The 19,703-nt window shown below is 64.8% G+C and carries 45 protein-coding genes; 1 reads left to right on the top strand and 44 read right to left on the bottom strand.

Translation table 11 applies throughout. The features are described from left to right. Positions 1-11 precede the first annotated feature (11 nt). Together MHZ35_RS11455 and MHZ35_RS11460 are read right to left on the bottom strand one after the other, a co-directional pair. Positions 12-368 carry a hypothetical protein gene (locus tag MHZ35_RS11455; RefSeq protein ID WP_239435712.1) on the bottom strand — a complete coding sequence of 119 codons (357 nt, stop codon included), beginning with the start codon at positions 366-368 and terminating at the stop codon, positions 12-14. Position 369: 1 nt separating this feature from the next. Beyond that, entirely contained in the window at positions 370-588 is a 219-nt protein-coding gene (locus MHZ35_RS11460; protein ID WP_239435713.1) for a hypothetical protein, read from the bottom strand. A gap of 414 nt (positions 589-1,002) precedes the next feature. On the opposite strand from MHZ35_RS11460, the gene MHZ35_RS11465 reads away from it, so the two are divergent. Next, complete coding sequence (locus tag MHZ35_RS11465) at positions 1,003-1,704, top strand: S24 family peptidase (RefSeq protein WP_239435714.1); 702 nt, start codon at positions 1,003-1,005, stop codon at positions 1,702-1,704. A gap of 127 nt (positions 1,705-1,831) precedes the next feature. Here MHZ35_RS11465 and MHZ35_RS11470 read toward each other — a convergent pair whose 3' ends face one another. From MHZ35_RS11470 to MHZ35_RS11670, 42 genes are all read right to left on the bottom strand, one after another. Continuing rightward, positions 1,832-2,197: a hypothetical protein gene (locus MHZ35_RS11470; RefSeq protein WP_239435715.1), complete on the bottom strand. Its 366-nt coding sequence runs from the start codon at positions 2,195-2,197 to the stop codon at positions 1,832-1,834. After that, complete coding sequence (locus tag MHZ35_RS11475) at positions 2,197-2,373, bottom strand: hypothetical protein (RefSeq protein WP_239435716.1); 177 nt, start codon at positions 2,371-2,373, stop codon at positions 2,197-2,199. Before MHZ35_RS11475 ends, MHZ35_RS11470 begins: the two co-directional genes overlap by 1 nt. Further along, the gene (locus MHZ35_RS11480; protein ID WP_239435717.1) at positions 2,360-3,073 is read right to left on the bottom strand and encodes a hypothetical protein; all 714 of its coding nucleotides are present in this window, start codon (positions 3,071-3,073) and stop codon (positions 2,360-2,362) included. The genes MHZ35_RS11475 and MHZ35_RS11480 overlap by 14 nt, the downstream gene beginning before the upstream one ends. After that, a complete protein-coding gene (locus MHZ35_RS11485) occupies positions 3,070-3,222 on the bottom strand; it encodes a hypothetical protein (protein WP_239435718.1) in 153 nt (50 codons plus the stop codon). The genes MHZ35_RS11480 and MHZ35_RS11485 overlap by 4 nt, the downstream gene beginning before the upstream one ends. A 58-nt stretch (positions 3,223-3,280) precedes the next feature. Beyond that, entirely contained in the window at positions 3,281-3,589 is a 309-nt protein-coding gene (locus MHZ35_RS11490) for a hypothetical protein (RefSeq protein ID WP_239435720.1), read from the bottom strand. Continuing rightward, positions 3,586-3,924: a hypothetical protein gene (locus tag MHZ35_RS11495; RefSeq protein WP_239435722.1), complete on the bottom strand. Its 339-nt coding sequence runs from the start codon at positions 3,922-3,924 to the stop codon at positions 3,586-3,588. The genes MHZ35_RS11490 and MHZ35_RS11495 overlap by 4 nt, the downstream gene beginning before the upstream one ends. Continuing rightward, on the bottom strand, positions 3,924-4,172 hold the full coding sequence (locus tag MHZ35_RS11500; protein ID WP_239435723.1) for a hypothetical protein: 249 nt from the start codon (positions 4,170-4,172) through the stop codon (positions 3,924-3,926). Before MHZ35_RS11500 ends, MHZ35_RS11495 begins: the two co-directional genes overlap by 1 nt. Then, the gene (locus MHZ35_RS11505) at positions 4,169-4,411 is read right to left on the bottom strand and encodes a hypothetical protein (protein ID WP_239435725.1); all 243 of its coding nucleotides are present in this window, start codon (positions 4,409-4,411) and stop codon (positions 4,169-4,171) included. The genes MHZ35_RS11500 and MHZ35_RS11505 overlap by 4 nt, the downstream gene beginning before the upstream one ends. A gap of 81 nt (positions 4,412-4,492) precedes the next feature. Beyond that, positions 4,493-4,975, bottom strand: a complete 483-nt coding sequence (locus MHZ35_RS11510) for a hypothetical protein (protein WP_239435726.1) — start codon at positions 4,973-4,975, stop codon at positions 4,493-4,495. Next, positions 4,975-5,352 carry a hypothetical protein gene (locus tag MHZ35_RS11515; protein WP_239435727.1) on the bottom strand — a complete coding sequence of 126 codons (378 nt, stop codon included), beginning with the start codon at positions 5,350-5,352 and terminating at the stop codon, positions 4,975-4,977. The genes MHZ35_RS11510 and MHZ35_RS11515 overlap by 1 nt, the downstream gene beginning before the upstream one ends. 56 nt (positions 5,353-5,408) lie before the next feature. Beyond that, a complete protein-coding gene (locus tag MHZ35_RS11520; RefSeq protein ID WP_239435728.1) occupies positions 5,409-5,912 on the bottom strand; it encodes a hypothetical protein in 504 nt (167 codons plus the stop codon). Further along, complete coding sequence (locus MHZ35_RS11525) at positions 5,897-6,223, bottom strand: hypothetical protein (RefSeq protein WP_239435730.1); 327 nt, start codon at positions 6,221-6,223, stop codon at positions 5,897-5,899. The genes MHZ35_RS11520 and MHZ35_RS11525 overlap by 16 nt, the downstream gene beginning before the upstream one ends. Then, positions 6,223-6,549: a hypothetical protein gene (locus MHZ35_RS11530; protein ID WP_239435732.1), complete on the bottom strand. Its 327-nt coding sequence runs from the start codon at positions 6,547-6,549 to the stop codon at positions 6,223-6,225. Before MHZ35_RS11530 ends, MHZ35_RS11525 begins: the two co-directional genes overlap by 1 nt. Before the next feature lie 70 nt (positions 6,550-6,619). Next, positions 6,620-6,784, bottom strand: a complete 165-nt coding sequence (locus tag MHZ35_RS11535) for a hypothetical protein (RefSeq protein WP_239435733.1) — start codon at positions 6,782-6,784, stop codon at positions 6,620-6,622. Between the two features lie 73 nt (positions 6,785-6,857). Next, positions 6,858-7,046 carry a hypothetical protein gene (locus tag MHZ35_RS11540; RefSeq protein ID WP_239435735.1) on the bottom strand — a complete coding sequence of 63 codons (189 nt, stop codon included), beginning with the start codon at positions 7,044-7,046 and terminating at the stop codon, positions 6,858-6,860. Then, positions 7,039-7,179 carry a hypothetical protein gene (locus tag MHZ35_RS11545; RefSeq protein ID WP_239435736.1) on the bottom strand — a complete coding sequence of 47 codons (141 nt, stop codon included), beginning with the start codon at positions 7,177-7,179 and terminating at the stop codon, positions 7,039-7,041. Before MHZ35_RS11545 ends, MHZ35_RS11540 begins: the two co-directional genes overlap by 8 nt. 134 nt (positions 7,180-7,313) lie before the next feature. After that, positions 7,314-7,685 carry a hypothetical protein gene (locus tag MHZ35_RS11550; RefSeq protein ID WP_239435738.1) on the bottom strand — a complete coding sequence of 124 codons (372 nt, stop codon included), beginning with the start codon at positions 7,683-7,685 and terminating at the stop codon, positions 7,314-7,316. 41 nt (positions 7,686-7,726) lie between these two features. After that, positions 7,727-8,206 (bottom strand): hypothetical protein, encoded by a 480-nt coding sequence (locus MHZ35_RS11555; protein ID WP_239435740.1) that lies wholly within the window; start codon positions 8,204-8,206, stop codon positions 7,727-7,729. A 10-nt stretch (positions 8,207-8,216) separates the two neighbouring features. Then, entirely contained in the window at positions 8,217-8,573 is a 357-nt protein-coding gene (locus MHZ35_RS11560) for a DUF3846 domain-containing protein (RefSeq protein WP_239435741.1), read from the bottom strand. Between the two features lie 88 nt (positions 8,574-8,661). Next, a complete protein-coding gene (locus tag MHZ35_RS11565) occupies positions 8,662-8,856 on the bottom strand; it encodes a hypothetical protein (RefSeq protein ID WP_239435742.1) in 195 nt (64 codons plus the stop codon). 33 nt (positions 8,857-8,889) lie between these two features. Further along, complete coding sequence (locus tag MHZ35_RS11570) at positions 8,890-9,465, bottom strand: hypothetical protein (protein WP_239435743.1); 576 nt, start codon at positions 9,463-9,465, stop codon at positions 8,890-8,892. After that, positions 9,462-9,704, bottom strand: coding sequence for a hypothetical protein (locus tag MHZ35_RS11575; RefSeq protein WP_239435744.1), 243 nt, complete (start codon positions 9,702-9,704; stop codon positions 9,462-9,464). The genes MHZ35_RS11570 and MHZ35_RS11575 overlap by 4 nt, the downstream gene beginning before the upstream one ends. A gap of 5 nt (positions 9,705-9,709) precedes the next feature. Beyond that, positions 9,710-10,576, bottom strand: coding sequence for a hypothetical protein (locus tag MHZ35_RS11580; protein WP_239435746.1), 867 nt, complete (start codon positions 10,574-10,576; stop codon positions 9,710-9,712). Beyond that, complete coding sequence (locus MHZ35_RS11585; RefSeq protein WP_239435748.1) at positions 10,573-10,734, bottom strand: hypothetical protein; 162 nt, start codon at positions 10,732-10,734, stop codon at positions 10,573-10,575. The genes MHZ35_RS11580 and MHZ35_RS11585 overlap by 4 nt, the downstream gene beginning before the upstream one ends. 80 nt (positions 10,735-10,814) lie before the next feature. Beyond that, entirely contained in the window at positions 10,815-11,057 is a 243-nt protein-coding gene (locus MHZ35_RS11590) for a hypothetical protein (protein WP_239435749.1), read from the bottom strand. A gap of 64 nt (positions 11,058-11,121) precedes the next feature. Next, positions 11,122-11,292 carry a hypothetical protein gene (locus MHZ35_RS11595; protein ID WP_239435751.1) on the bottom strand — a complete coding sequence of 57 codons (171 nt, stop codon included), beginning with the start codon at positions 11,290-11,292 and terminating at the stop codon, positions 11,122-11,124. A gap of 57 nt (positions 11,293-11,349) precedes the next feature. Then, complete coding sequence (locus MHZ35_RS11600) at positions 11,350-11,583, bottom strand: hypothetical protein (protein WP_239435752.1); 234 nt, start codon at positions 11,581-11,583, stop codon at positions 11,350-11,352. Beyond that, positions 11,580-11,747 carry a hypothetical protein gene (locus MHZ35_RS11605; RefSeq protein WP_239435754.1) on the bottom strand — a complete coding sequence of 56 codons (168 nt, stop codon included), beginning with the start codon at positions 11,745-11,747 and terminating at the stop codon, positions 11,580-11,582. The genes MHZ35_RS11600 and MHZ35_RS11605 overlap by 4 nt, the downstream gene beginning before the upstream one ends. 202 nt (positions 11,748-11,949) lie before the next feature. Beyond that, the gene (locus tag MHZ35_RS11610; RefSeq protein WP_239435755.1) at positions 11,950-12,402 is read right to left on the bottom strand and encodes a hypothetical protein; all 453 of its coding nucleotides are present in this window, start codon (positions 12,400-12,402) and stop codon (positions 11,950-11,952) included. 59 nt (positions 12,403-12,461) lie between these two features. After that, a complete protein-coding gene (locus tag MHZ35_RS11615; RefSeq protein ID WP_239435756.1) occupies positions 12,462-13,106 on the bottom strand; it encodes a hypothetical protein in 645 nt (214 codons plus the stop codon). A gap of 375 nt (positions 13,107-13,481) precedes the next feature. After that, positions 13,482-14,240 (bottom strand): phosphoadenosine phosphosulfate reductase domain-containing protein, encoded by a 759-nt coding sequence (locus MHZ35_RS11620; protein WP_239435757.1) that lies wholly within the window; start codon positions 14,238-14,240, stop codon positions 13,482-13,484. Continuing rightward, entirely contained in the window at positions 14,237-14,584 is a 348-nt protein-coding gene (locus tag MHZ35_RS11625) for a hypothetical protein (protein ID WP_239435758.1), read from the bottom strand. The genes MHZ35_RS11620 and MHZ35_RS11625 overlap by 4 nt, the downstream gene beginning before the upstream one ends. Then, positions 14,581-15,015 carry a hypothetical protein gene (locus MHZ35_RS11630; RefSeq protein WP_239435760.1) on the bottom strand — a complete coding sequence of 145 codons (435 nt, stop codon included), beginning with the start codon at positions 15,013-15,015 and terminating at the stop codon, positions 14,581-14,583. Before MHZ35_RS11630 ends, MHZ35_RS11625 begins: the two co-directional genes overlap by 4 nt. A 5-nt stretch (positions 15,016-15,020) precedes the next feature. Continuing rightward, complete coding sequence (locus MHZ35_RS11635; protein WP_239435761.1) at positions 15,021-15,695, bottom strand: Nmad5 family putative nucleotide modification protein; 675 nt, start codon at positions 15,693-15,695, stop codon at positions 15,021-15,023. 4 nt (positions 15,696-15,699) lie between these two features. Continuing rightward, complete coding sequence (locus MHZ35_RS11640; RefSeq protein WP_239435763.1) at positions 15,700-15,942, bottom strand: hypothetical protein; 243 nt, start codon at positions 15,940-15,942, stop codon at positions 15,700-15,702. A gap of 85 nt (positions 15,943-16,027) precedes the next feature. After that, positions 16,028-16,999, bottom strand: a complete 972-nt coding sequence (locus MHZ35_RS11645) for a hypothetical protein (protein WP_239435764.1) — start codon at positions 16,997-16,999, stop codon at positions 16,028-16,030. Continuing rightward, positions 16,944-17,396, bottom strand: a complete 453-nt coding sequence (locus MHZ35_RS11650) for a hypothetical protein (RefSeq protein WP_239435766.1) — start codon at positions 17,394-17,396, stop codon at positions 16,944-16,946. Before MHZ35_RS11650 ends, MHZ35_RS11645 begins: the two co-directional genes overlap by 56 nt. An 11-nt stretch (positions 17,397-17,407) precedes the next feature. Then, a complete protein-coding gene (locus tag MHZ35_RS11655) occupies positions 17,408-18,025 on the bottom strand; it encodes a hypothetical protein (protein ID WP_239435768.1) in 618 nt (205 codons plus the stop codon). Next, on the bottom strand, positions 18,022-18,567 hold the full coding sequence (locus tag MHZ35_RS11660) for a 3'-5' exonuclease (RefSeq protein WP_239435770.1): 546 nt from the start codon (positions 18,565-18,567) through the stop codon (positions 18,022-18,024). Before MHZ35_RS11660 ends, MHZ35_RS11655 begins: the two co-directional genes overlap by 4 nt. Then, on the bottom strand, positions 18,564-18,695 hold the full coding sequence (locus tag MHZ35_RS18040; protein ID WP_274615886.1) for a hypothetical protein: 132 nt from the start codon (positions 18,693-18,695) through the stop codon (positions 18,564-18,566). Before MHZ35_RS18040 ends, MHZ35_RS11660 begins: the two co-directional genes overlap by 4 nt. Further along, positions 18,692-18,961, bottom strand: coding sequence for a hypothetical protein (locus tag MHZ35_RS11665; protein ID WP_239435772.1), 270 nt, complete (start codon positions 18,959-18,961; stop codon positions 18,692-18,694). The genes MHZ35_RS18040 and MHZ35_RS11665 overlap by 4 nt, the downstream gene beginning before the upstream one ends. A gap of 94 nt (positions 18,962-19,055) precedes the next feature. Further along, positions 19,056-19,682, bottom strand: a complete 627-nt coding sequence (locus tag MHZ35_RS11670; protein WP_239435774.1) for an AAA family ATPase — start codon at positions 19,680-19,682, stop codon at positions 19,056-19,058. Positions 19,683-19,703 lie beyond the last annotated feature (21 nt).

Here is a 19,703-nt window from a genome sequence, read left to right on the forward strand (position 1 = left end):
GTAATACTTGCTCACCCCATGATCCCCTTAACCAGGAACGCAAGGACGCTGGGGTGATCCAGCTGCCCGATGTTCGCGAAGTTGTTGTGGCCGCCGGTGTAATCCTTGCGGCCGTTGCAGGTGCGGATCATGATCTGGTTCATCAGCCCGCCCACCTGGACGTAGATGCGCTCGCCGTGGAGCGTGGTCTCACCGCGGCTCGCCGGCCCCGCCAGGTTGGTGCGAAGGTCGAACGTGCCGGGCGTCAGCCCCAGATCGGCCGCCAGCTTCTTTAGCCTGGCCTTGGCCTCGCGGTGGAACGCACGCTTGGCGCGCTCCCCCTCGTCCGAGTAGCCGTCGACGTCGCGATGCCAGTCGATCTTCGCCATGTCAGCGCACCTCGCCATAGCCGGCGCGCAGGCGCAGCGGCTTCTTCGCCTGCTTCTCGACAAAGGCGTCGATCAGCGCGGGCACCTCGACGGGCTCGCCTTCCCCGCGAACCAAGCGGTCCCATTCGTTCTTGGTGATGCCGGTGGACGCGCCGATCGCCAGCTTGGTGATGGTCCCGCCGCGTGCGTGAAAGTCCGCAAGCATCTGTTCCGTAATCATCGTGTCACCTCTCTCGCCGAGCACCGCTGCTCGGTGACTCAGTTGTGCTCGATCAGAACGATGGGTGCGGGTGGCTTCCGAGCGACGCTCAATGCTCTGAAAGTGCCGCTCGGCTTCGCACGGTTCTCGTGATGGCGTCGGAGAGGGATAACATCGCCGCGATCTCCTCGGCGGCAGCGGCGCGGTCATACGCTGTCCAGAGGTGCGCAAGAGCGTCCTCATGCCACTCGATGCGGGCGGCAAGCCGCACCTGATCCACCAATGGTCTCGTTCCTGCCATCCGACTCGTCTCCATGTTGAGCCGCTCTGTGCGGTCCACAGACCGCATGTGTCAACGGATGACCGCACAAATTGCGGTTGGCAGCCCGCACCGTACGGTCTATGTCCCATATCATGACGGACAAGAACGCCATCTTGGTCGACCGGATCGACGCGCGGTTGCAGGCCCTTGGGATCAGCGATCGCAAAGCGTCGTTGCGAGCGATCAACAAGCCCGATCTCATACGAGACATTCGCCGCGGCAAGAACCGCTCGGAGCTATCGGCGCTGGCTCGTGCGCTGGAGACAAGCGTCGATTATCTGGAGGGCCTGACGGACAACCCGGCTCGCCCCGGCGCCGTCGACCAGAGCCAGCCGGCTGCGCCCACGATCCCCAAGCCCGATGAAATGGAGCGAGACATTCCCGTCTTCGGCACCGCCTTGGGCGCGGAAGTCACGTATTGGAGCGAGCACGATGGCGACGTGGCCGTCGAACAGACCGATCTGAACACAGGCGAGGTGATCGACTATTTTCGCCGACCGCCCGCCCTGCGCGATCGTCGGGACGTCTACATGCTTTACACCGCCGGCTCGTCTATGGCTCCGGCATTTGAGGAGGGCAGCCCAATCCCGGTGGACCCGAAGCGCCCGCCGACGATCGGCAGCTATGTCGTGGTCTACCTGCGCGATCGGGATGATGAGTTCGCCGCGGGCGTCCTCATCAAGCGCCTGGTCAAGCGGAGTGCCAGCTTCATCGAGCTCCAGCAGTTCAACCCGCCGGCCACATTCCGCCTGGAGCCGCGCCAGTATCGCGCCGTTCATCGCGTGATGCCCTGGGAAGAAGTGCTCGGCGTGTGAGTTCGGGCGGTCGATTTTAAGCGTCTGTGAGCGCTTCGGGCGCGCGAGCGGTGTCTGTGGTGGTCGCGCTACGTTTTCGCGCTGTGCGCGCGTCTGTGCGCGGTTTTCGGTGTGGTGCGGTCGCATGTCAGAACGTCGCAAAGATCGACGCGATGGGATGCACCTTGCGACCGACATTCTCGACCCAGCATGGCGCGTCTTCGCACCCATAGATCGAGCCGTCGTCCTCGTAGCAGACCAGGCTGTTGCGAAACGCCACGGGCCTGGGATCGGGCATGCCGGCGGGCCGCGCGTCGGGATCGAACGTCACGAGGATGAAGCCAGACACCCGCTCGGCGGTGCAGGGCGTGCCGTCGTTGAACTGGACGGGCTTCGACCAATCCACGGGAGGCCGCTCGGTGAACTCGTCGTATCGGCTATGGGCTGTCGTTCCGGCCATGTTGAAGCGGATCAGCAGAGCCTCCGTGGACTCGAACTCGGATAGGCGGGGCATCAGACTTCCACCTCGAAGCCCATGACGCGCAGCAGATTGGTCTTCGCCAGCGCATAGCGCCGCTCGATTGCCGGGTGATCGTCGGGGTGCGCGCAGCCCTTGAACGCCAGATCGTCGACGGCGCGCTCGAACCGGGTGACGGCGGCCAGCGCACGGCGGCGCTCATTCTTCGTCATCGTCGAGATCCTCGGGCTCGGGGAACACCTCGTCGAAGCTGGCGAAGTCCTCACCGATGGTCAGCGTGAACTCCTGGCCGTCGTAGAGGCTGGTGCGCGCCAGCTCGCGATCGACGGCGTTACGCACGGCGATGAACAGGTCGTGCCCGCCGAACCCTTCGCCGTAGAGGGATTCGGCCTTACGAAAGCCGCGGCGCATCAGGTGCAGCGCGTCCTCCAGGTAGATGTCGACGTCAAAGTCCTCGGGGATCTCGGTCGCGTCACCCTCGCGCTCGATGTTGCGGCGAGCGTAGGTGAGGATTGAGCGGAACTCGTCATCGAACAGATGCTCGGGCTCGGGCTCGATGTGCGTGGAGCCGGGCCAATATGCCTCGCCCGTCAGCTCGGTCGCCATGCGGGAGATGTCGAACGCGACGTGCTCCTCGGCCGTGTATGCGCTGCCGACGAAGCGATCCTTGTTGAGCATGTCGCCGTGCCGGCCGCGCACCTGCCAGAGCGCTCCGAGCGCCTCCAGCTCGTCGGGCACACCGCCGATCGCCTCGCATCCGTTCAGATGCTCCAGCACGTCATGCGCGACCAGGAAGCCCGAGCGCGCAGCCATGAACCCCTCGAACTTGGTGTCCATGCCCTTCGGCGCCAGGCCGGGCTCGCTGTCGTATTCGTCCTCGACTGCCACCAGGGTGATGGTGCGGGTGGTCATGGCGCCACCTTGCGCCAGATACCGCCCATCGGCAGCGACATGCGCCCCTTCTCGTCGGCGGTGAACAGGTCGAAGGTCGGAGTATCGACCCAGCCATGTTCGTTGCTCCAGGCGAGATCCAAGTCAGCCTCGCAGTAGATCGCCCACATCGTCTCGTCCTTTCTCACCGCGCACCGCTGCGCATGTGAGTGTCATTGCACACGCACTCTAGGCGTGCGCTTGGGTTGTCGGAGGGGCGAGAAGGGGAACGCACTCGCCTGTCTGGAGGGCGACCGCGCGTTGGATGAACGTGACGCTGCGGTCGCCTTCGCCGCTCTCAATGCGAGCGATGCTATCCTCGCACCAGGCGACGTAGCGATCGAGGTTGTTCACCCGCGTGCCGCTCTTACCGCCGGTCGCGACGTATTCGCGAGCCTCGGCGATGCACGCCTTCTCGTTCTCGATGAACCAGGCGCGCGTCGCGGCGATCGTCTCGATCGTAAGCGTGACGGGTTTGCCGTGGACGCGGACGATCACGACGCGCTCTCCGGGATGACGCACTGCGGATCGCTGTGGTCGAACGCCGTGCCGGTGCAGCGCCCGCGATCGCTGTCGCGGTTGTAGCGCCAGCCCGTCGTCACGGTGCCTTCACCGATCGGCGCGGGGACTGTCTCGCCGTCATCAAAGCGGGCGCACTCGTACCCCTTGAAGCCGCCAAGCTCCACGCACGTCACCGTCTTGCCCTCGTGGGTCTGGTAAGCCTTGCCGACCTCGAACGCCTTGGTGGGGCCGCGCGCTTCGAGGAACGCCTTGCGGCGCGCTTCCTGGGCGAGATACTCAGGCGTGTAGGCGCCGTTCTGCCAGACGATCATCAGTAGATCTCCACGGAGCTGTCGTTGATGGTCATGCCATCGGGGCTGGTGCCGGGGTCGAGGATCATGCGCAGGCAACCGGACAGGTCGGGCTCCTCCCGCGTGCCGATCATCCCGATCTCGTCGTCGCCCAGCTCACCGCTGGCGAGAACGCCATCCGCGCGAAGCTGCTGGACGGCGCGATCCCACAGGGCCTGCGGGTCGTCGATCGAGACGTGAAGGGTCACGTCGGCGTGCTGCTCGCTCACGACGCCAGCTCCAGGCTTTCGATCTGCGCCAGCGGCAAGTAGAGGGGCGGGCGATCGGGCTGCGAGAGCACGATGACCTCGAACTCGTGGGTGAATGACGACGACCCCTTGAGGCCCTCCCATGCGCGGTCACGGATGACGTCGCCCGTCCTAGTGCGGATGTGGAGCGTGTAGCCCTCGCCGGTGTCGAGGTTGCGCTCGATGTCGTCGATCACGCTGCGGAACGTCCGGTGGTTCATTGTCTCGTCCTTTCGATCAGCGCACCGCTGCGCTGCATCGTCGTTATGTGTCCGGTGATTGGTGGATGCGGCTGGCTTCGGTCAGAACATGCCCCACAGCGGGTGGCTTTCGATCGCTTCCTGCTCGCGCGCTTGCTCGGCCTCGGCATACTTGGCGTCGTTGATCGCCTGCTGCCGGCGCATGTCGGCGGCGTCCCTGGCCTGCGCTCGCGTCCGTTCGATCCGCTCCAGTTCCCGCACCGCGCGATCTTGCTGCTCGGTGAGCGAGACGGATGCGCCGGCGCGGTTCATCAGCGCCGCGTGGTGTGTGAGCCATGGCGTGCCGTCCGCCTTGTAGTAGATCGGCTTGGAGTTCTCCCGATCGGCGGTGACCATGAAGCGGACGCCCTGGCGAAACTGATCCGCGAAGTGTCGCCGGGTGTCGCGGTCGATGCGCTGGCTGGACAGCGGGATGTAGGTGCCGGTGTCGCTGAGCATGGCGCGCAGGTAGACGTCCGGCCCATACGAGCCGCCGTCGACATCAGGCCGCGGCACCATCTTGAGCGGGCGGGTCCAATCGACCATCAGAACGCGCCCCACAGGGGTTGCTCGCGCATGCGCGTGGCGTCGGTGCTTGCGGCCATGCCAGCGCCCAGCTTGCGCCAGACGAGTTCACCGCGGCGGTCGCGCATCTGCACCATGCCCGGCTCCTTGGCGACGGCCAGCTTCGTCTCGGGTGGCTTGCGGTAGCGGCCACCGCGCTCGAAGTGGCTACGGTCACGCGGCTCAGTCAGCTCGAAGGCCGGCATCTTGGCGCGGCAGAGGTCGTCGTGGACGATGAGCACGGCACGGAGCCCGGCGAGCGCGCGCGATGCTCCCTGCGCGGCCTGGCCCAGCTGACGCAGCGCCTGGTTCATGGCGTGCGTTTTGCCCCAGCGGTGCGAGCCCAGGCTCGCCATCATGGCGCGCTGGTATGGATATAGAGCCGGTGCCGGCATGATGGGTTGCGGGGCGCTCATCAGAACATTCCGAAGAAGGGGGATTCTTCCATCTCCGCTTTCTCGGCTTCGGCTTTCGCTTCGGCCTCGATCATCGCGGGGGTGATCTCGACCAGCTTGATCTGGCGAGGGTCAGCGGGTTGCAGGCGCGGCCACGACCAGCCGAACCGCTTGCCGTTCTCGTGCGTCAGGACCAGCCGCGTGCCGTCGTTGTCGATGCGGCCGGCTACTGGCGCGGTGCCGTCCGCGAAGCGCAACAGCGGCATCTGGGTGTTGACGATCCGCGGAGCGCCGGGACCGCGGGCGCAATCGAGCGTGCCGTCCGGGTTGACCATGACGGGCTTGGTCCCACCCAGCTTCGGCATCGTGCTGCGGTTCCAGCCGCGCGGTTCATGGTGTCCGACCACCATGTATGCGGACAGCTCCTCGCCCTCGCACACCCGGCGGAACTCGGTCGGGTCCAGGTGACATGCGGTGCCATCATCCCACTCGATCGGGAAGCGCCAGTTCAGAACAGTCCCCACAGCTCGCTCCCTTCCATTTCAGTGGTGTCGATGGGCTTGGCCGGAATGAAGGGCTCGTCGAACGTCGTGTCGCGAGCGCCGCCGGCAATCAGCAGCTGGGACAGCCACTCATAGGTCTCGACGCGGGCGCCGCGTGCGCGGGCGTTGACCGCCTTGCTGGTGTCGTGGCGCGATGCGACCAGCACCGTGCAGTTCTGCGCCTTGTCGGTGACGCGGTGGCCGGCGGCGGTGATGCGCGCCTCCCACTCGGGTCGCGTGACCAGGACACCGTTCTCGTTGCCCTTGCCGGTGAGACAGATGACCTCGGCCATCAGAACATTCCCCACAGTGGATTGCTGGAATGGTCGCGCTCGGCGGCGACAGCGAACTCGGCCGCGCGCTTTTCGCGCAGATGGGTGTTGATCGCGTCCTTCGGGTCGACCCACTCGGTCGATAGGAAGACGCTGTCCTCCGGCACGTTCTCGACCTGGCCCCAGGGACAGCCGTCTACCGGCTCGCCAGACGACAGGTAGAGGAAGCCGGTGCCGGCGTGATTATTCATCGTGTCGAGCCAGACGCTCCCACGCGGACCATAGCCGGTCACGAACAGGCGACGCTTGGAGCCTGCTGTCTGAACGGGCTTAGTATAGTCGATCATGCTGCCTACCTCCTTTCGCGTGTGTGTCATCGACCATGCACGGAAGGCGTGCAAATGGCGTTCGCCTGGATTATCGGAGCCGCACCATGCACATGCGCTTGCCGCGAAAGAAGGCGGGCAGTCCCATGCTGAACACCGACCACCATTGAGCCCGAAGCCAGCTGCTCGTGCCGCGCGCTTGGTGCGGACGATCCTCTGCCCACACCATGTAGCGATCGTTCATACCTGCCGTCACCGTCACCTCCTGTCGGTCACCGCTGACCGTCTGTGTGTGTCAGTAGACACGCATCACGATTCGCACAAGTGGGTTATGCGCTGCTCACGTCCTCTCCGGTGAGGTTGCGGCGAGCGATGTCGTAGGCGTTCATGGCCGCATCCTTCTCGGCCTCGTCGTAGCGCTCGCGCGTCAGCAAGTTCACGAGGCGATCGGCAGCCTCGACGAACGGCACCACCAGGTCTCCCACGGCGTTGGCTGCGGCGTCGATCGGCTTACCCATCATTCTTCTCCCAGAGCGGCGTCGGCGCGTTGGTGAACGCCATTGCGATCGCGGGCGCGCCAATGAACGGCAGCCAGGCCACCAGCCAGGCGACCGAACCGCCGGACAAGATCAGGGTGGCAACGTGCAGCATCAGACCGAACGTCGCCAACATGAAAACGCACGTCGCGATGGACGCTACCAAACCCCTCAATGCACAACTCCCAGCGACGCTACTATCTCGCGGTGAGTGTGATATGTGAGCAACACGGTAGGATGCAAACCGGGTTAGGTGCGCTGGATGATCTTCTCGATCTCGCAACCGCCCACCGTCCAGCTGTGGTCCGCGCGAGCCAAGACGCCAGACTTCGACAGTTCGACAAGCTGCTCGCAGTTGTCGATCACGCCGATGCCTTCGATCTCCTCGCCCGCGAGCGCACGATCGGTAACGTCGAGGAAGCGGCGGTATTGCTCAGCCCTCTTGATATGCTTGCACTCCACCGCGATGTGCAGAGCCTCGTGTTGATCCACGGCCAGGACGGTTATCGTCTTGTAGCCTCGGTTCCAGATGACGAACAAACGGCGCAAGCCATCCCCCAAAATTGCGATAACCTGGGGGTCCGCGACCAACCCGGAAGTGGGCTCATGGCGCATCAACATGTTGTTCGACAAGAGGAGACCCATGTCACATTGGGAAACCATCAGTTGAGACGCTCGCGGAGCGCATCTACCGCTTCGTTGTCCAGCCCCTCGTGCGAACCCCCGTTGGTCGCGATGTCCCACTCCTCGCTGCTCGCGCCACCCAGACGCTGCCAGAGTCGGAGCGCGGCCAGCAAGGTATCACGTTCAGGTCCGACAATCGAGACGGGTCCGAGCCCGCTTTCCTGCGGCTTGCCCTCCGCATCGTAGTTCCGCGTATTGGCGTATTCGGTGTCGCCAACTTCGTCCACTACATAGCCCCGCCGCTCCTCGGCGTCCTCGGAGCAGAGATAGCCGGTGCCGACCTGTTGGTGGACCGAGAGCGCCATCACAGGGTTGACCAGCCCGGCCACGCCGAAGCGAACGATGGAGCTGTCCGGGAACAGCGCATCAGCCTTGGCGATGGCGTCGGCGTGGTTCTCGGCGTCGACCGCGAACTTCGAGCGGACGGTGTGATAGATGTGGACGAAGTGGCGTTTCACCTGGGTCTCCTTACAGCAGCGCCTGGTTGTCGAGGTGCGGGAGCCAGGTCACGAGACTCTGCACCGCGGCGACGTCCAGATCGGTGTCGCCGTTGACGAGGCCGTTCGGCCCATCGACCTCGCGGCAGATGAACGCCTTGCCGGCGATGATGTCGGGGAAGCCCTTCACGTTGAAGTGGAAGTTCTCCTTCAACTTCCCCTCCTCGTCGATCCAGAGGATCTCAGCCTCATCACCGAGGGGCGCCATCACCCGCTCGATGTTGCCGCCGACCATCTGCTGCATGGACGTGAGGTTGTCGTCGATCGTGTCCGCCTGGATGGTCTTCGCCTCCGGGTCGACCACTATCACAAGGATCTGATCGCTCATGGTGTCTCCTTCAAACGCGCGCTTTCGTGCGTGCGTGTGTGTCATCAAACATGCAGACGTGGGGAGCAAATGGGCAAGCCGGTCGCGGCTAGTCGTCGGCGACTGCCCGCAGATACATGCGCATGTGCTGACGTCCCGGCGCCGGCAAGGTGCGGTTTAACTTCGCTTCCGCGTCCGTGATGAAGCGGTCCTTGGCTTCGCCATGGAGCGGCTCGGCCAAGCAAGCGATGGCAGCGCGCATGACTGCGCGCTGCTCGATTAAGCGGGAGACTTCGGTGCCCATGTTGCATGGGCTAGGTCTGTGTGTGTCAGCGCGTCAAGCGGTGGACTGGTCCGACCGTTGGGATTTATCGCCGATCTGGTCGAGCGCAGCGAGGAACAGCATGCCCAGGCCCTGCTCGACGGATTTGGAGCCGGCGGTCCAGCTGTAGACGTTCTTGCCGAAGACGGCCCAGCCGTGATTGTCGGCCACCTCGCCCAGGCGACCGATCGCCGCGGAGAGCACGGGGGCCAGCTTCTTCGGGTCCAGCTCGAGGATCTCGGCCGACAGGTCGCGCGTCGATGCCTCGGGTACAGCCACAGCCCCGCCGGGAGGCGTCCATCCCAGCTTGCGAGCGAGCGCCTCGAAACGGGCCATCTGGGTCTCGCGCATCGGAGGCTCGGGCGGTGCAGGAGCCGGCGCTTCCGCGGTCTCGGGCTCGTCGGGGTGACCGACCAACATCTGATCCTTGGACGCCTCGCCCGGCCGCACGTCGAACTTGTTCAGCCATTCGATGAGGCTCGGCTTGTCGGTGGGGACTTCGATCGCCTCGTAGTCCGCGCCGCCCTGGGCGGTCTTTGCGTCGGCCTGGGTTCCTGACCAGATGCGGCCGAGTGAGCGATAGAGCTTCATCGTGTAAATCCCGGTGCTTTGCCGCCCGCAGGCGTGATCGTGGGTTCTCCGGTGACACCAAGGACGCCGCCCATCCCGAAGTCTTGCACGCCGGTGTTATGGTCGGATCGGTAATCCTCGAGCTGGTCGGCGGTAGGATCGCACCAGTTGGCCCAAGCGATCGCATCAATGGCTGCCCTCTCCGGTGTTTCCGCTTCAATGCGACAGCGGAGCACCATGGGCACGTTGATGTCGAACATGGGCATCAGCGGTCCTCCCCCTGTTGCGAGGCGCGCGGCATCGCGGCGAGGGCGGCGGTCAATTCATCCAGCACCGCTTGCGGAACTTCTTGGTAATCGTGCCATATCTCGCCGCCATCGCCGATGGCGTATTCTACGCGACTGCCCCGCCGATCGGCGCCTTCAAGCACCGCTTTGGCTGCGAGCACCACCCGCTCCACGTCCTCCGCGTCGGCGCGCTGCCGGGTGAACTCGTGGTGGCTGTCATCGAACGGCGCATGGGTGAAGTGCCCAACACCCTTGCCGCACTCCGCGCACATCTCCCCGCCTGCCGAGGCCTGTGGGCCGACGAGGGCATGCTCGTCGGCTATACCGTTCCAGTACGCCCCGCTGAGCATCCCCGCGAGGCGCTTGGCATTGCGGAAATGATCGTCGCGTGCGTTACGAAGTCGGCGATTTTCCTCCCGCAGCCGCTCAAGTTCTCCCGCGCCCTGCGTGGGTGCGGCGGCGAGCGAGCGCCCGTGCCGGATGCAGTTGAGCGCCATAGCTTTGAGGGACACATGCTTCGCATCCAGCGACGGAGTTTGCATATCGTCCAACCAATGATCCGCTTGCGCTTGGGCGTAAGCCTCGTCTCCCGCTCCCTCCGCCGCTGCGGGCTGGGTGGCGAGGCGGTGGCGAGCGTCCGCCACATCGGCTTCCCGCGTGTGATAGAAAACGCCGCTTTCACGAGGCTCGATGCCATAACGCTCCAGCAGCAATGCCGCCTGATTTACGGCGGACCCAATCGCGGCCGGGTTTCCAGCAGAGCAGTCCAGCACGAACGCCAGCAACTCCGCCTCTCGATCAGCGGCAATCACCTCCACCGCGCTCGTCTCGGGTTGTTCGCTCATGCCGCCGCCGCCGCGTTGTCGTTGACTGCGGTCGGCAGAACGCCGGTCACCATCAAGCAGTTGAGCGCGGCCTCGCCGACGAAGGTCTGAACCTTGAAGCCGTTACCGTAGTCTCGGGTAAGCAGGCCGAAGATCAGCCCGTGCAGATAGTAGAGCATCGCTCACCTCCTTGTTGTGCGTGTCAGTGTAGATGCACCGCACGCGCAAGTCGGGTGGCGAGTGACCACTCCGACCTGGATTATTGCAAAGCCTTCAAGCGCTCGGCTGCCTGCTCGGCGGCACAGCCCCTGTCGGCGAACACGGATGCGCAGGGGTCGTCGCGCGTTTCCATGTAGTTGAAGGCCAGGAACGCCACGACGGCGATCGCTGCCAAGATCCACGCGGTCTGCTGTCCGCGGGTCATTTCCTTGCGCTCCGGCGCCGGCCCGCCGCGGCCATACATCAGGCGATGAAGGCGCCCGCGGCTGTTCTGCTGGTCCATGTATGTATCCCTCGTGTGAGGGTTGGCACATACACCCAGCGCTGGCGCGAAGCCAAGGGTCGGATCAGCCATCGTCGAGCGTCTCGAAGAAGCGATCGCGGTGGAGGAGGCGACGCAGCTTGCGGGGCGCAGCGGTGATGTCGCCGCCCCAGCCCTCGCGTGCGGAAACGCCGCCGAGACCTTCACCGCTGATGTGGCCGCCAAAGCCTTCGTTCGTCATGGTGTGCATCGTCATTGCCTGCTGTTGCTGTTGCATCGCTGGTATCTCTAGTCCTGGTGTCAGTCGGGTGGGTTATGCGTCGTCGGTGTTGGGCTGCGAGCGCACGAGGATGGCAAGGATGTCGTCAGGGTCGACGATCAGAAATCCGCCGTTCTTCTCCAGCGCCAGCTCGACGGAGTGCTGCTTGTTGCGCAGTCGCTGGATGCGGTGCGAAGTGGCCTCGCCGCGGATGATGACCTGCGGTTTCTCGCCAACCTTGATCGCCGCGGAGAGGCGCTGGAGCTTGTAGGTGCTGGACGTTTTCACTTCGGGAGATCCTCGTTCAAGTCTTGGCCGTTGCGGTCGGCCGGCTTCGCCTCGTGCCCGTTGGCGAAGATGATGGTGTCGGCCGAGTGGAGCTCGCGGCGCATCCGCGGATCGTTGACCCGGTGGATGAAGCTGGGCTCGCCCCAGATGCGCACCGCTCGCATGTATTCATCGCCTCGGAAGCCGACGAAGTGCAGCGCGGGCCTTAGCGGACGTCCATCTGCCAACATGCTGGGTCGCCCTCTCGCCAATCGTCAGTTACGGCCAAGCACAGGCAGTCGGCCCGGTGCGAACCAGCAGCGCGGAGAGCGGCATCAACCTCGATGCGCTCCTCTGCCTGCCATCGCTTCTCCTGCTCACGTCGGTTCACCAGAGATCCTCCGAGAACAGTTGCGTCGGGTGACGCGAACCATGTTCGATCAGAGGTTGGCGACCGGCCACTGCGATCTTGAGCGCCTCCTCGCGACTGACGAACCGACCACGGCTTGTGAGAAAGCCCTGGTCGTGCGCGGCCACGCGGATGCCGCGAGCTGACAAGGGGTGCAGGAGCGTTCCGTGTCGAGCTGGCGGCGGTGCGCTCACCGTGAGGAAGTCGGGATAGGTGCGCTTGCCCATCCACATGCCCTCGCAAAACGGCTCGCCTACGGGGAAGCGCACCGCCGCGGCGACGATTTTCTCGCCCCAGCGTGCGGCCTCCTCACGCTCCTCGTCTGTGAGCACCGGTTTGCTGGCCCGATCCGCCGCTTGCATCGCCCGCTCGGCGGAGACGCGCACGGTCTCGCGAGTGATTGGGGCGCCGCAGCCGGGCACCTGCGTCAACTCCCAGGGAGGTAGCGAGCATGCCTCACAGAAAGTGCCGCCGATCTGACAGATACCCATCAGAACATGCCCCACAGCGGGTTGTCTTCGAGGACCGCCGCCTGCTCGACGCTCAGCGGACCCTTGGTCGCCTTCGCCGCGATCGTTGGCTTCTCGTAGGCGAACTGCTCGGCGCAGAACTTCACGGCCTCGCGGCTCTCCCACAGCTTGCCGTTGAAGGTCTGCCGCAGTTCCGTCTGACCGTTCGCGCTGGGCACGATCAGGTGGAAGGTGTCGGTGCCGCGATCGAACGCCACGTCTATCAGCTTGTGGCGCCAGGATGCCTTGCGCCGGCCGCTGGTCGTGTCGCGGGGCAGGAGGCACAGGCTCTCGAACTGCGGGCCGCGCGTGCCCTGCGGGCCGATGCCGCACAGCTGGATCAGCTTGGCCGCTTCTGCTCGGCGCAGCTGGGCCTTGGTCTGCCAACCCTGAGTGTCGAAGATGCCGTTCCAGGTGCTCGCGAACAGCCAATCGCCGGCGGGCTGCTGGATCAGGCGGAAGTGGTGCCCGTTCCGATTGACGAACAGGATCGGGCTGTCTTCGTAGAAGCCGCTGCGATCGAAGTGGAAGATGTGTGTGTCGTCAGACAGCGAGGTAGCGTAAGGCGCACCGCGCGCAGCGACCACGTCCTTGACTGTCTCCAGGCCCTGTTCAGCGATGCCCATGTGAACCTCCTAATGGTGAACCGCTTCACCGCTTGTGTGTGTCAGTTAGCACTCACAAAGATTCGCGCAAGTGGGTATTTTCAGCGATCGGTTTGCGCGGTGCTTTTCAGTGATGGTGCGCGGTGCGCTCAATTTCGCGCTGTGGTGCGCTGTGAGCGCGATTCTCGCGTCTTAGCTAGTGCGACCTAGCTAGAGCGGTCGCGCGTCTCTGTGACGCTTAAAATCGACCGCCCTTGTTACGCTTGCGCCCGCTGGTCTGAATGACTGCGGGCTGGTGTTGAATGAGAACGCCCGCGCCACCGCAGACGCACGGCCAGTATTCGAGCCCACGGGCGAACGTGACGATGTTGCCCGAGCCTTTGCAAACGGGGCAGATCATGCTGCCAGCGGGAGCGGCTCGATCCCGGTGATCTCGGGGAGGCGCTTGCCCGACATGCTGACGGTGAAGCCCAGCTCGACCTCCTTGTGGCAGTAGCGGGCATAAACCTGCGGCTGGAGCTCGGCGGCGCGCGTCAGGTCATCCTTGGACGACATGATGCAGATGATGCAGCTCTTGCGGCTCATGCCGGCGTCGTAGGTCCAGAAGGGCCTCTCACCGGCGGCGGCGATCAGCTGGAAGACGTGCTCGGTCGAGAAGTGATGGATCGGCAGCCAATCATACCACTCGCGACCGGCCACGGAATTGCGCTCGTTGCGCTTGATGTCGACCAGCTTGCTCCGCTTGGGACTCTCGGCCGCGCGCATGCCCATGCAGTTGACCACCAGGCCACCGAACTCGGGGTGGGCGGCTAGGTAGCGACGGATCTCGCGCGTGATCGGGCCGGTCTTGAGGTCCGACGTGCATTGACGGTTCGCGGGCGAGGGAAACATGCCGCGGTGGTCGACCATCTGCCAGAACGTCTTGCAGGCGTGGGCTTCGATGATCGGGATGCCCGCGCTGTAGCGCTGGATGTGTTCGATCGAGCCGTCCCACTCGACCTCGGGCAGCACCGCATGGACGATCAGCATCTGGGCGTGAGGGATCAGCCGCTTGAGCATCACCTTCATCGCCTGGCTGTCCTTGCCGCCGCTGTCGTTGATGACGAACAGCGCGCCGCGATCGACCAGCGCCTTGATGTGCGCGGGTAGGGTCACGACTGTTCGTCCTCTGGGTGCTTGCCCTGGATCGCCATGCGGCGGCTCGAACCGACCGTGCCGAGCATCACGAACGCGCGGCGGCCGGAAGAGAACTCGTAGGAGAGATAGAACGGGCGCTCACCGATCACGAAGTCGTCGGCATGGAAGTGCTCGTCGTTCATCAGCTTGGCGTTATACCAGGATGCGATCGAAAGCCGGCGCTCGCACTTGCGGAAGAAGATTAGGTTGAAGCGCTCGTGGAGCAGCTTCACGTAGAGGAACAGCAGCAACGCTGCGACCGCGAGCACCGCCACCGTCGTTGCGACGCCGACACCCAGCCAGTAGAAGGCGACATCCGTCATACCGCCTCCTTCGCGGTCATCTCGCCGCGGATCACAGCGATGCTGTTGACGATGAAGTTGACCTCGCGCTGGCTGAAACCGCCGGCGCTGTTGCTCTGCTCGCGGTCCTGACCGGACACCGCCCAGCGGGCCGCGTCGTCAACGATGCCGCGCGCCAATTTGGTGCCGAACTTCGGATGGTGGAACACCTGCGCCCAGAACATCAGCTCATCGCGACCGCGCTTCACCCAGATCCATGCCGGGATGCGATAGATGAGCGGCGGGAACATGACGCGCGCGTTGACCATGCACGTCGCGATCACCGCCTTCTGGTAGTCGGTGAGCAAGCGGAGGGTGGTCGCCAGGCGCTGCATGTCCTGCTTGCTGGCGGCAGAGAAGAAGCCTGCGATCGGGTGGGGATGCACGAAGGCGGGGAGGCGAGAGGTGCGCATGGCGATCACGCTGCCTCCTGCATCGGCGGAAGCTTCAACATCGCGTTGAGGTCCGGCGTGGGGATCGCCGGCAGCTGGCGCACGATCGGCTTGGTGAGGTGCTTCTCCGCGATCGGCATGATCTCGGGCCAGCGTTCCATCAGCTGCTTCTCGTTCTTGATGTGGGCGAGGACTCCCATGATCGAGCCGCGCTGGCTGTTCACCTCCTCGTAGATCGCTTCCCGCTCGGAATAATAGGCCGAGACGCGGTCGCCCAGCTCATCGCCGGCCTCGATCGCGACGAAGACGCGATCGTCGTGGGCGTAGTTCGAGAGCGAGAGGACGTCGATGCTGCGCTTCTCGTGGCTGGTCTTTGCAAGACACCATCCGATCACATCTTCGACGTAGATCTCGGTGCCCAAGCGGTCGCGCTGCGGCTTCATGTAGCCCACCGGGATCTTCATGCCCGCCACGTTGACCATCAGGCGCGTGCGGACGGAGAACACCGCCTCGTCGAGCGTCTTGGCGAACCCGCGGAGCTCCATCATCTTGTCGCGGATGTGCTGCGGGTAGACGCGCTCGACCAGATCCTTGACCAGCGCCTTCTCCAGCGTGAGGAAGGCATCGACACGGTCAGCGAAAGCGTGGGCCAGAACGTCGCGTACAATCGCGACCCGGCCATCTTTTGAAAGCGTGCGCATCGGATCAGCCTTCCGCTTCGGCGTCGATGCCGCGGTTGATGAGGTCACAGAGGCGCGCGAAGCGCAGCCGCTCGGCGTGGAAGTGCTTGTTCTGCTCCTCCTGCGTCTTGCCCACCGCGGTCACCGCGATGTGAATGACGGGCTCGCCGTCGACCGTCTCGATCGTGTTGCGGATCGTGCCGTCAGCGAAGAACGGGAGGCCGTAGCCCTCCTTCAACCGGACCTTCTTCATCGGGGTGTCGCTCATGTCGTCCTCGTGTGGTTGTCGTCGCGTGTGTGTCAGTTACCATGCACGTCGTAAGATGCAAGTGGCAACTGACACACAACCCGGATCAGGCGGCCAGCTTGACCAGCTCGGCGGCGAGAGCCTTGTCGGCGATCACCAGTTCCTTCGGCGCGGTCGCGTCCGGCTGGGCGATACCGGCGATGCGGAACAGCGCCGTCATCTGCTGGGCCTGGGCGCGTGCGGTGCCGAGCGACAGGCCCTCGCCCTGGAGGGCCTCGACCAGGCTCTTGCCGGTGACCTTGCCGTCGTCGACCAGACGGCGCACCGCGACCGAGGTGTAGCGGGACAGGCGCTTGCCCGTCTCGATCGCCTGGATCAGGTTCTGCGCCTTCTCCTGCACCTTCTTGGCGTTGCAGCCGTCGAGGTTGGTCTTGAAGGTGGCGGGGTCGATCGACGCGACCGAGTGGAAGTCGCGCTTCGGGGTGGCGGGCGCGGCCGGGGCGGCGTCCTTCTTCTTGCGCGGCGTCTTGGTGGTGGCGCTGGCCGCGCTGGCGACCGCCTGCGGGTCGGTGTTGTCGTCGGCGTCGAGGGCGGCGAGCAGAGCGTCGGCGTCCTTCTCGATCACCTCCTTCACGTCGTCCTCGGACACCGCCTCCAGGTTCTCGACCACGTCCTCGACCGTCTCGGCCGGCGGGGTGTCAGCGTCGGCGAGCGGCGCTTCCTCCGCGAGCATAGCGGTGGCGTCGTCGGGCATATCCGAGCCCGCGACCTCGGCATCGGCGGCTTCCGCGAGGATCGCCTCAATCTCGTCCGCATCGGTGTCGACGTCGGTGGCGACCAGGGGGTCGGACTGCTCGATCTCGACTTCCTCGACCTCCGCGAGGGCGACCACGTCGGCCTTCTCGCTGATCTCGGCGTCGATCGCAGCGAGGGCGGCATCGACCGCGTCATCGCTGGTGGTGTCGACGGAACCGGACGGGGCGACCCCGACCGCGTTGCCGTCGACGACGGTCATTTCGGACTTACCCGCGCTTGCGGCGGGGCTGTTGCTGCGGCTCTGACGGTTGCGGCGGCTCATGCTCGATCTCCTCGTTGTCGACGCTCGATTGCGTCTGTGAGGTCGAGATAGCTGCGTCTCCGGTCGAAGTCGGCTGGCTTCCGGTGTCGGTCACCGTGGGCTTCGTGCCAGAGATGGCAGCGCGAAGCTCGAAGTAGTAGCGCACGTCGCGCTCCATACCGAGCGTGAGCCGCCGCAGGTCCGTCATACCCGCGATAAGGGCCTCGTTGTCGGTGGCGAGAATAGCCTCTCCGATGCTGTCGTCCGCCGCCTTGAGCGCAACGAGCGTACCCTCCAGGTCGAGCCCCTCGTCGGAGGTGAAGCAGAGAAGGGCGCCTTCACGGGTCAGAACGGTCTGGCCGGTCAGCGTGGAGCAGGCGTGCAATGCGGCAGCGCCCGCGGGGATGCGGATCTTCATGGGTCTTCCTTTCAGTTGAGGCGGGTGATGTCGTAATTACCAAGCGTCCCGCGCTGATCTCGACCAGCAAGCGTTGCGGGTTTGACGCCGAGGCGCTTGGCGAGAGCTGCGAAGCCGATGAAGGTTTCGCCGCCGTAGGTCAGCTTGACGGTTCGGGACGTATTGAGGTTCTGCTCCTGACGGGTAGCCCATCGGCAGTTGCCAGGCTCATAGTTGCCGTCGTTGTTCTCGCGCTCGATCGAGTGGCTGCGGGATGGACGTTCGCCCATGTCCGATAGGAACGCCTCGAAGCTGTTGCGCCACCGCTCGCAGACCGCGATCCCTCGACCGCCGTAACGGTCGAACATCTTGTTGCGAGGATTTGCGCAGCGCTGCTTCATCGCCTGCCAAACCGACCATGTTGGATTGTATGTGCTGCCATGCCCGTGCTTGCTGCCGCGCTGGTAACGACACGCCTGGCACGAGCCGTTCTTCTCGATCTTGGCGTTGATGGTCGTGATCGTCAGCTCCACCTCTGTCCCGCAGGTGCATTGGGCGGCCCACCGGAGGCCGTTCTTGCTGAACGGCCCCGCGGTGATCGTGAACCAGCCGGCAGCCATACCGATCGAGACGTCGGTCGCCGCGATCACAGCGAAAACCACCCAAGCCTGCGACCTTCAAAGAAGGCGCGCGCCATGATGTCCGTGTCGTATTCAGCTTGGTGCGCTTTGCTCGGGTCGTATTCGATGTCCAGACACTTGGCGAGCTCACCGAGGCGAGGGTTCTTGCCGTTGGCCGTCGCCCAGCGGGCCTTCGTCATGGTGTCGAACGTGGCGGGGAAGCGGGTCGGCTGACCGACGCGCCGGAGCTCGCGGTCGAGGAACGGGAAGTCGAAGTGGTCACCGTTGTGGGCGACCAGGGCGATGACTTCCGGGTGCTCGATCGTGCCACGGATCTGCGGAGCGATGACGTCCCAGGTCGGTTCGTTCGCCAGATCGTCCAGGCGGATGCCGTGAACCTTCTGGGCAGACGCCTCGATCTTCCGCAGCGGGTTGCTGCGCCAGACGTAGCCCTTCACCAGCTGCTCGGTGTCGCTGTCATAGAGGCGGCAGCAGACCTCGATCAGCCGCTGATCCGGCTCGTTCAGACCCGTGGACTCGATGTCGGTGAAGTTGATGAGCTGGCGGGTCACGAGGGCGTCCGCATGGGGCGGCGGGCGAGGTTGACCTTCACCAGAAGGTTCCACGCCGCCCGGATTGCCGCGAGCGTGCGGTGGACGCGAGCGAGCTTGCGCGCGCGCCGGGCTTCCATCCAGCTCATGCGACAAGCACCCCGTCCACGGCAGCCAGCGACAGCTTGCCAACCTTGCGAGCGGGAGCCGCCGGCGCGGACTTGACCAGCTCCACCTCAATAGTGTCGAGCGGGAAGGTCTCGGTCACACCGCCGGCACGCTGGCCGACCAGCACCGCGTTCATCGCGACGCAGTCCATGTTCGCCATGCCGACCGACTGGTCCGTGACGATCTGGGCGACCGCCTTGAGCAGCGCCTCGCGGCTGATCGTCATCTTGTGGATCTGGCCGCTCATGTGAGCACCCATTTCGCCAGCCAGCCGCAGCCGTGACCGACCGCGAGCGAAAGCAGCAACAAGCTGGGTCGCACGCGGAGCAGAACGTCGCCCATCATGCCGCCACCGACTGTTCTGCGTCGCAGGGCACAGCCATGCCCTTCTCGCGAGCGATAGGGTCACAGAACTCCAGCACCGCACTGATGCGATCGAGCCGCGACGTATTGGTGCGCTGGATCTGGCCGCTGCGGATCGAGACCTCGTCATCGAACAGCATGCCGCGCACGAGCATGTGGTGATGCTCCTGGTAGGCCTCGTTCATGGGCGGCTTGCCATCCATCGGCTCGAAAGTGATCGCTGGCGGGACGAGGATGACGATGTCGAAGTGCTTGGCGGTGAGCGCCATTGCCTTCTCGACGTAGGTGACGGTGGTCTCGCGCGACAGCGGGGTGCCGGCGCTCGCGGTAGCGTCGGCCAGCAGATAGGCCGCGGCGTCGAGGGGCGTGCGGTCGGACACGAAGCCCTCCGTGCGTTCCTCGAAACCCTCGATCATGGTGTCCAGCTGCTCGACCTGCATGGGGATGCCGGTGTCGAGGCGGTTGTGGTGCGCCATGTCGAACGAGTGCCGAGCGGCTACCGCACTCGCGCTGCTCGAAAGCAGCGGGAGGTGGTAGATGCGGGCAATCGCGCGGGCGAGGGTGGTCTTGCCGGTGCGGTGTGCGCCGCAGAAACCGATACGCATGACGTTCTCCTTTGAGTGTGT

The organism is Sphingomonas sp. ACRSK (assembly GCF_022346685.1).
Lineage (GTDB): Bacteria > Pseudomonadota > Alphaproteobacteria > Sphingomonadales > Sphingomonadaceae > Sphingomonas > Sphingomonas molluscorum.

Excerpts from the sequence above, each read along its gene's own strand:
- MHZ35_RS11640 (WP_239435763.1), bottom strand. The coding sequence starts at position 15,942 with ATGAGCGACACCCCGATGAAGAAGGTCCGGTTGAAGGAGGGCTACGGC.
- MHZ35_RS11475 (WP_239435716.1), bottom strand. The coding sequence starts at position 2,373 with ATGACGAAGAATGAGCGCCGCCGTGCGCTGGCCGCCGTCACCCGGTTC.
- MHZ35_RS11560 (WP_239435741.1), bottom strand. The coding sequence starts at position 8,573 with ATGAGCGATCAGATCCTTGTGATAGTGGTCGACCCGGAGGCGAAGACC.
- MHZ35_RS11635 (WP_239435761.1), bottom strand. The coding sequence starts at position 15,695 with ATGCGCACGCTTTCAAAAGATGGCCGGGTCGCGATTGTACGCGACGTT.
- MHZ35_RS11615 (WP_239435756.1), bottom strand. The coding sequence starts at position 13,106 with ATGGGCATCGCTGAACAGGGCCTGGAGACAGTCAAGGACGTGGTCGCT.
- MHZ35_RS11480 (WP_239435717.1), bottom strand. The coding sequence starts at position 3,073 with ATGACCACCCGCACCATCACCCTGGTGGCAGTCGAGGACGAATACGAC.
- MHZ35_RS18040 (WP_274615886.1), bottom strand. The coding sequence starts at position 18,695 with ATGAGCTGGATGGAAGCCCGGCGCGCGCGCAAGCTCGCTCGCGTCCAC.
- MHZ35_RS11470 (WP_239435715.1), bottom strand. The coding sequence starts at position 2,197 with ATGCCCCGCCTATCCGAGTTCGAGTCCACGGAGGCTCTGCTGATCCGC.
- MHZ35_RS11530 (WP_239435732.1), bottom strand. The coding sequence starts at position 6,549 with ATGATCGACTATACTAAGCCCGTTCAGACAGCAGGCTCCAAGCGTCGC.
- MHZ35_RS11595 (WP_239435751.1), bottom strand. The coding sequence starts at position 11,292 with ATGACGATGCACACCATGACGAACGAAGGCTTTGGCGGCCACATCAGC.
- MHZ35_RS11570 (WP_239435743.1), bottom strand. The coding sequence starts at position 9,465 with ATGAAGCTCTATCGCTCACTCGGCCGCATCTGGTCAGGAACCCAGGCC.
- MHZ35_RS11515 (WP_239435727.1), bottom strand. The coding sequence starts at position 5,352 with ATGATGGCGAGCCTGGGCTCGCACCGCTGGGGCAAAACGCACGCCATG.
- MHZ35_RS11565 (WP_239435742.1), bottom strand. The coding sequence starts at position 8,856 with ATGGGCACCGAAGTCTCCCGCTTAATCGAGCAGCGCGCAGTCATGCGC.
- MHZ35_RS11575 (WP_239435744.1), bottom strand. The coding sequence starts at position 9,704 with ATGTTCGACATCAACGTGCCCATGGTGCTCCGCTGTCGCATTGAAGCG.
- MHZ35_RS11550 (WP_239435738.1), bottom strand. The coding sequence starts at position 7,685 with ATGTTGATGCGCCATGAGCCCACTTCCGGGTTGGTCGCGGACCCCCAG.
- MHZ35_RS11505 (WP_239435725.1), bottom strand. The coding sequence starts at position 4,411 with ATGAACCACCGGACGTTCCGCAGCGTGATCGACGACATCGAGCGCAAC.
- MHZ35_RS11525 (WP_239435730.1), bottom strand. The coding sequence starts at position 6,223 with ATGGCCGAGGTCATCTGTCTCACCGGCAAGGGCAACGAGAACGGTGTC.
- MHZ35_RS11510 (WP_239435726.1), bottom strand. The coding sequence starts at position 4,975 with ATGGTCGATTGGACCCGCCCGCTCAAGATGGTGCCGCGGCCTGATGTC.
- MHZ35_RS11580 (WP_239435746.1), bottom strand. The coding sequence starts at position 10,576 with ATGAGCGAACAACCCGAGACGAGCGCGGTGGAGGTGATTGCCGCTGAT.
- MHZ35_RS11670 (WP_239435774.1), bottom strand. The coding sequence starts at position 19,682 with ATGCGTATCGGTTTCTGCGGCGCACACCGCACCGGCAAGACCACCCTC.
- MHZ35_RS11590 (WP_239435749.1), bottom strand. The coding sequence starts at position 11,057 with ATGGACCAGCAGAACAGCCGCGGGCGCCTTCATCGCCTGATGTATGGC.
- MHZ35_RS11605 (WP_239435754.1), bottom strand. The coding sequence starts at position 11,747 with ATGCGAGCGGTGCGCATCTGGGGCGAGCCCAGCTTCATCCACCGGGTC.
- MHZ35_RS11585 (WP_239435748.1), bottom strand. The coding sequence starts at position 10,734 with ATGCTCTACTATCTGCACGGGCTGATCTTCGGCCTGCTTACCCGAGAC.
- MHZ35_RS11460 (WP_239435713.1), bottom strand. The coding sequence starts at position 588 with ATGATTACGGAACAGATGCTTGCGGACTTTCACGCACGCGGCGGGACC.
- MHZ35_RS11630 (WP_239435760.1), bottom strand. The coding sequence starts at position 15,015 with ATGCGCACCTCTCGCCTCCCCGCCTTCGTGCATCCCCACCCGATCGCA.
- MHZ35_RS11455 (WP_239435712.1), bottom strand. The coding sequence starts at position 368 with ATGGCGAAGATCGACTGGCATCGCGACGTCGACGGCTACTCGGACGAG.
- MHZ35_RS11665 (WP_239435772.1), bottom strand. The coding sequence starts at position 18,961 with ATGAGCGGCCAGATCCACAAGATGACGATCAGCCGCGAGGCGCTGCTC.
- MHZ35_RS11625 (WP_239435758.1), bottom strand. The coding sequence starts at position 14,584 with ATGACGGATGTCGCCTTCTACTGGCTGGGTGTCGGCGTCGCAACGACG.
- MHZ35_RS11650 (WP_239435766.1), bottom strand. The coding sequence starts at position 17,396 with ATGAAGATCCGCATCCCCGCGGGCGCTGCCGCATTGCACGCCTGCTCC.
- MHZ35_RS11545 (WP_239435736.1), bottom strand. The coding sequence starts at position 7,179 with ATGCTGCACGTTGCCACCCTGATCTTGTCCGGCGGTTCGGTCGCCTGG.
- MHZ35_RS11645 (WP_239435764.1), bottom strand. The coding sequence starts at position 16,999 with ATGAGCCGCCGCAACCGTCAGAGCCGCAGCAACAGCCCCGCCGCAAGC.
- MHZ35_RS11540 (WP_239435735.1), bottom strand. The coding sequence starts at position 7,046 with ATGGGTAAGCCGATCGACGCCGCAGCCAACGCCGTGGGAGACCTGGTG.
- MHZ35_RS11485 (WP_239435718.1), bottom strand. The coding sequence starts at position 3,222 with ATGTGGGCGATCTACTGCGAGGCTGACTTGGATCTCGCCTGGAGCAAC.
- MHZ35_RS11495 (WP_239435722.1), bottom strand. The coding sequence starts at position 3,924 with ATGATCGTCTGGCAGAACGGCGCCTACACGCCTGAGTATCTCGCCCAG.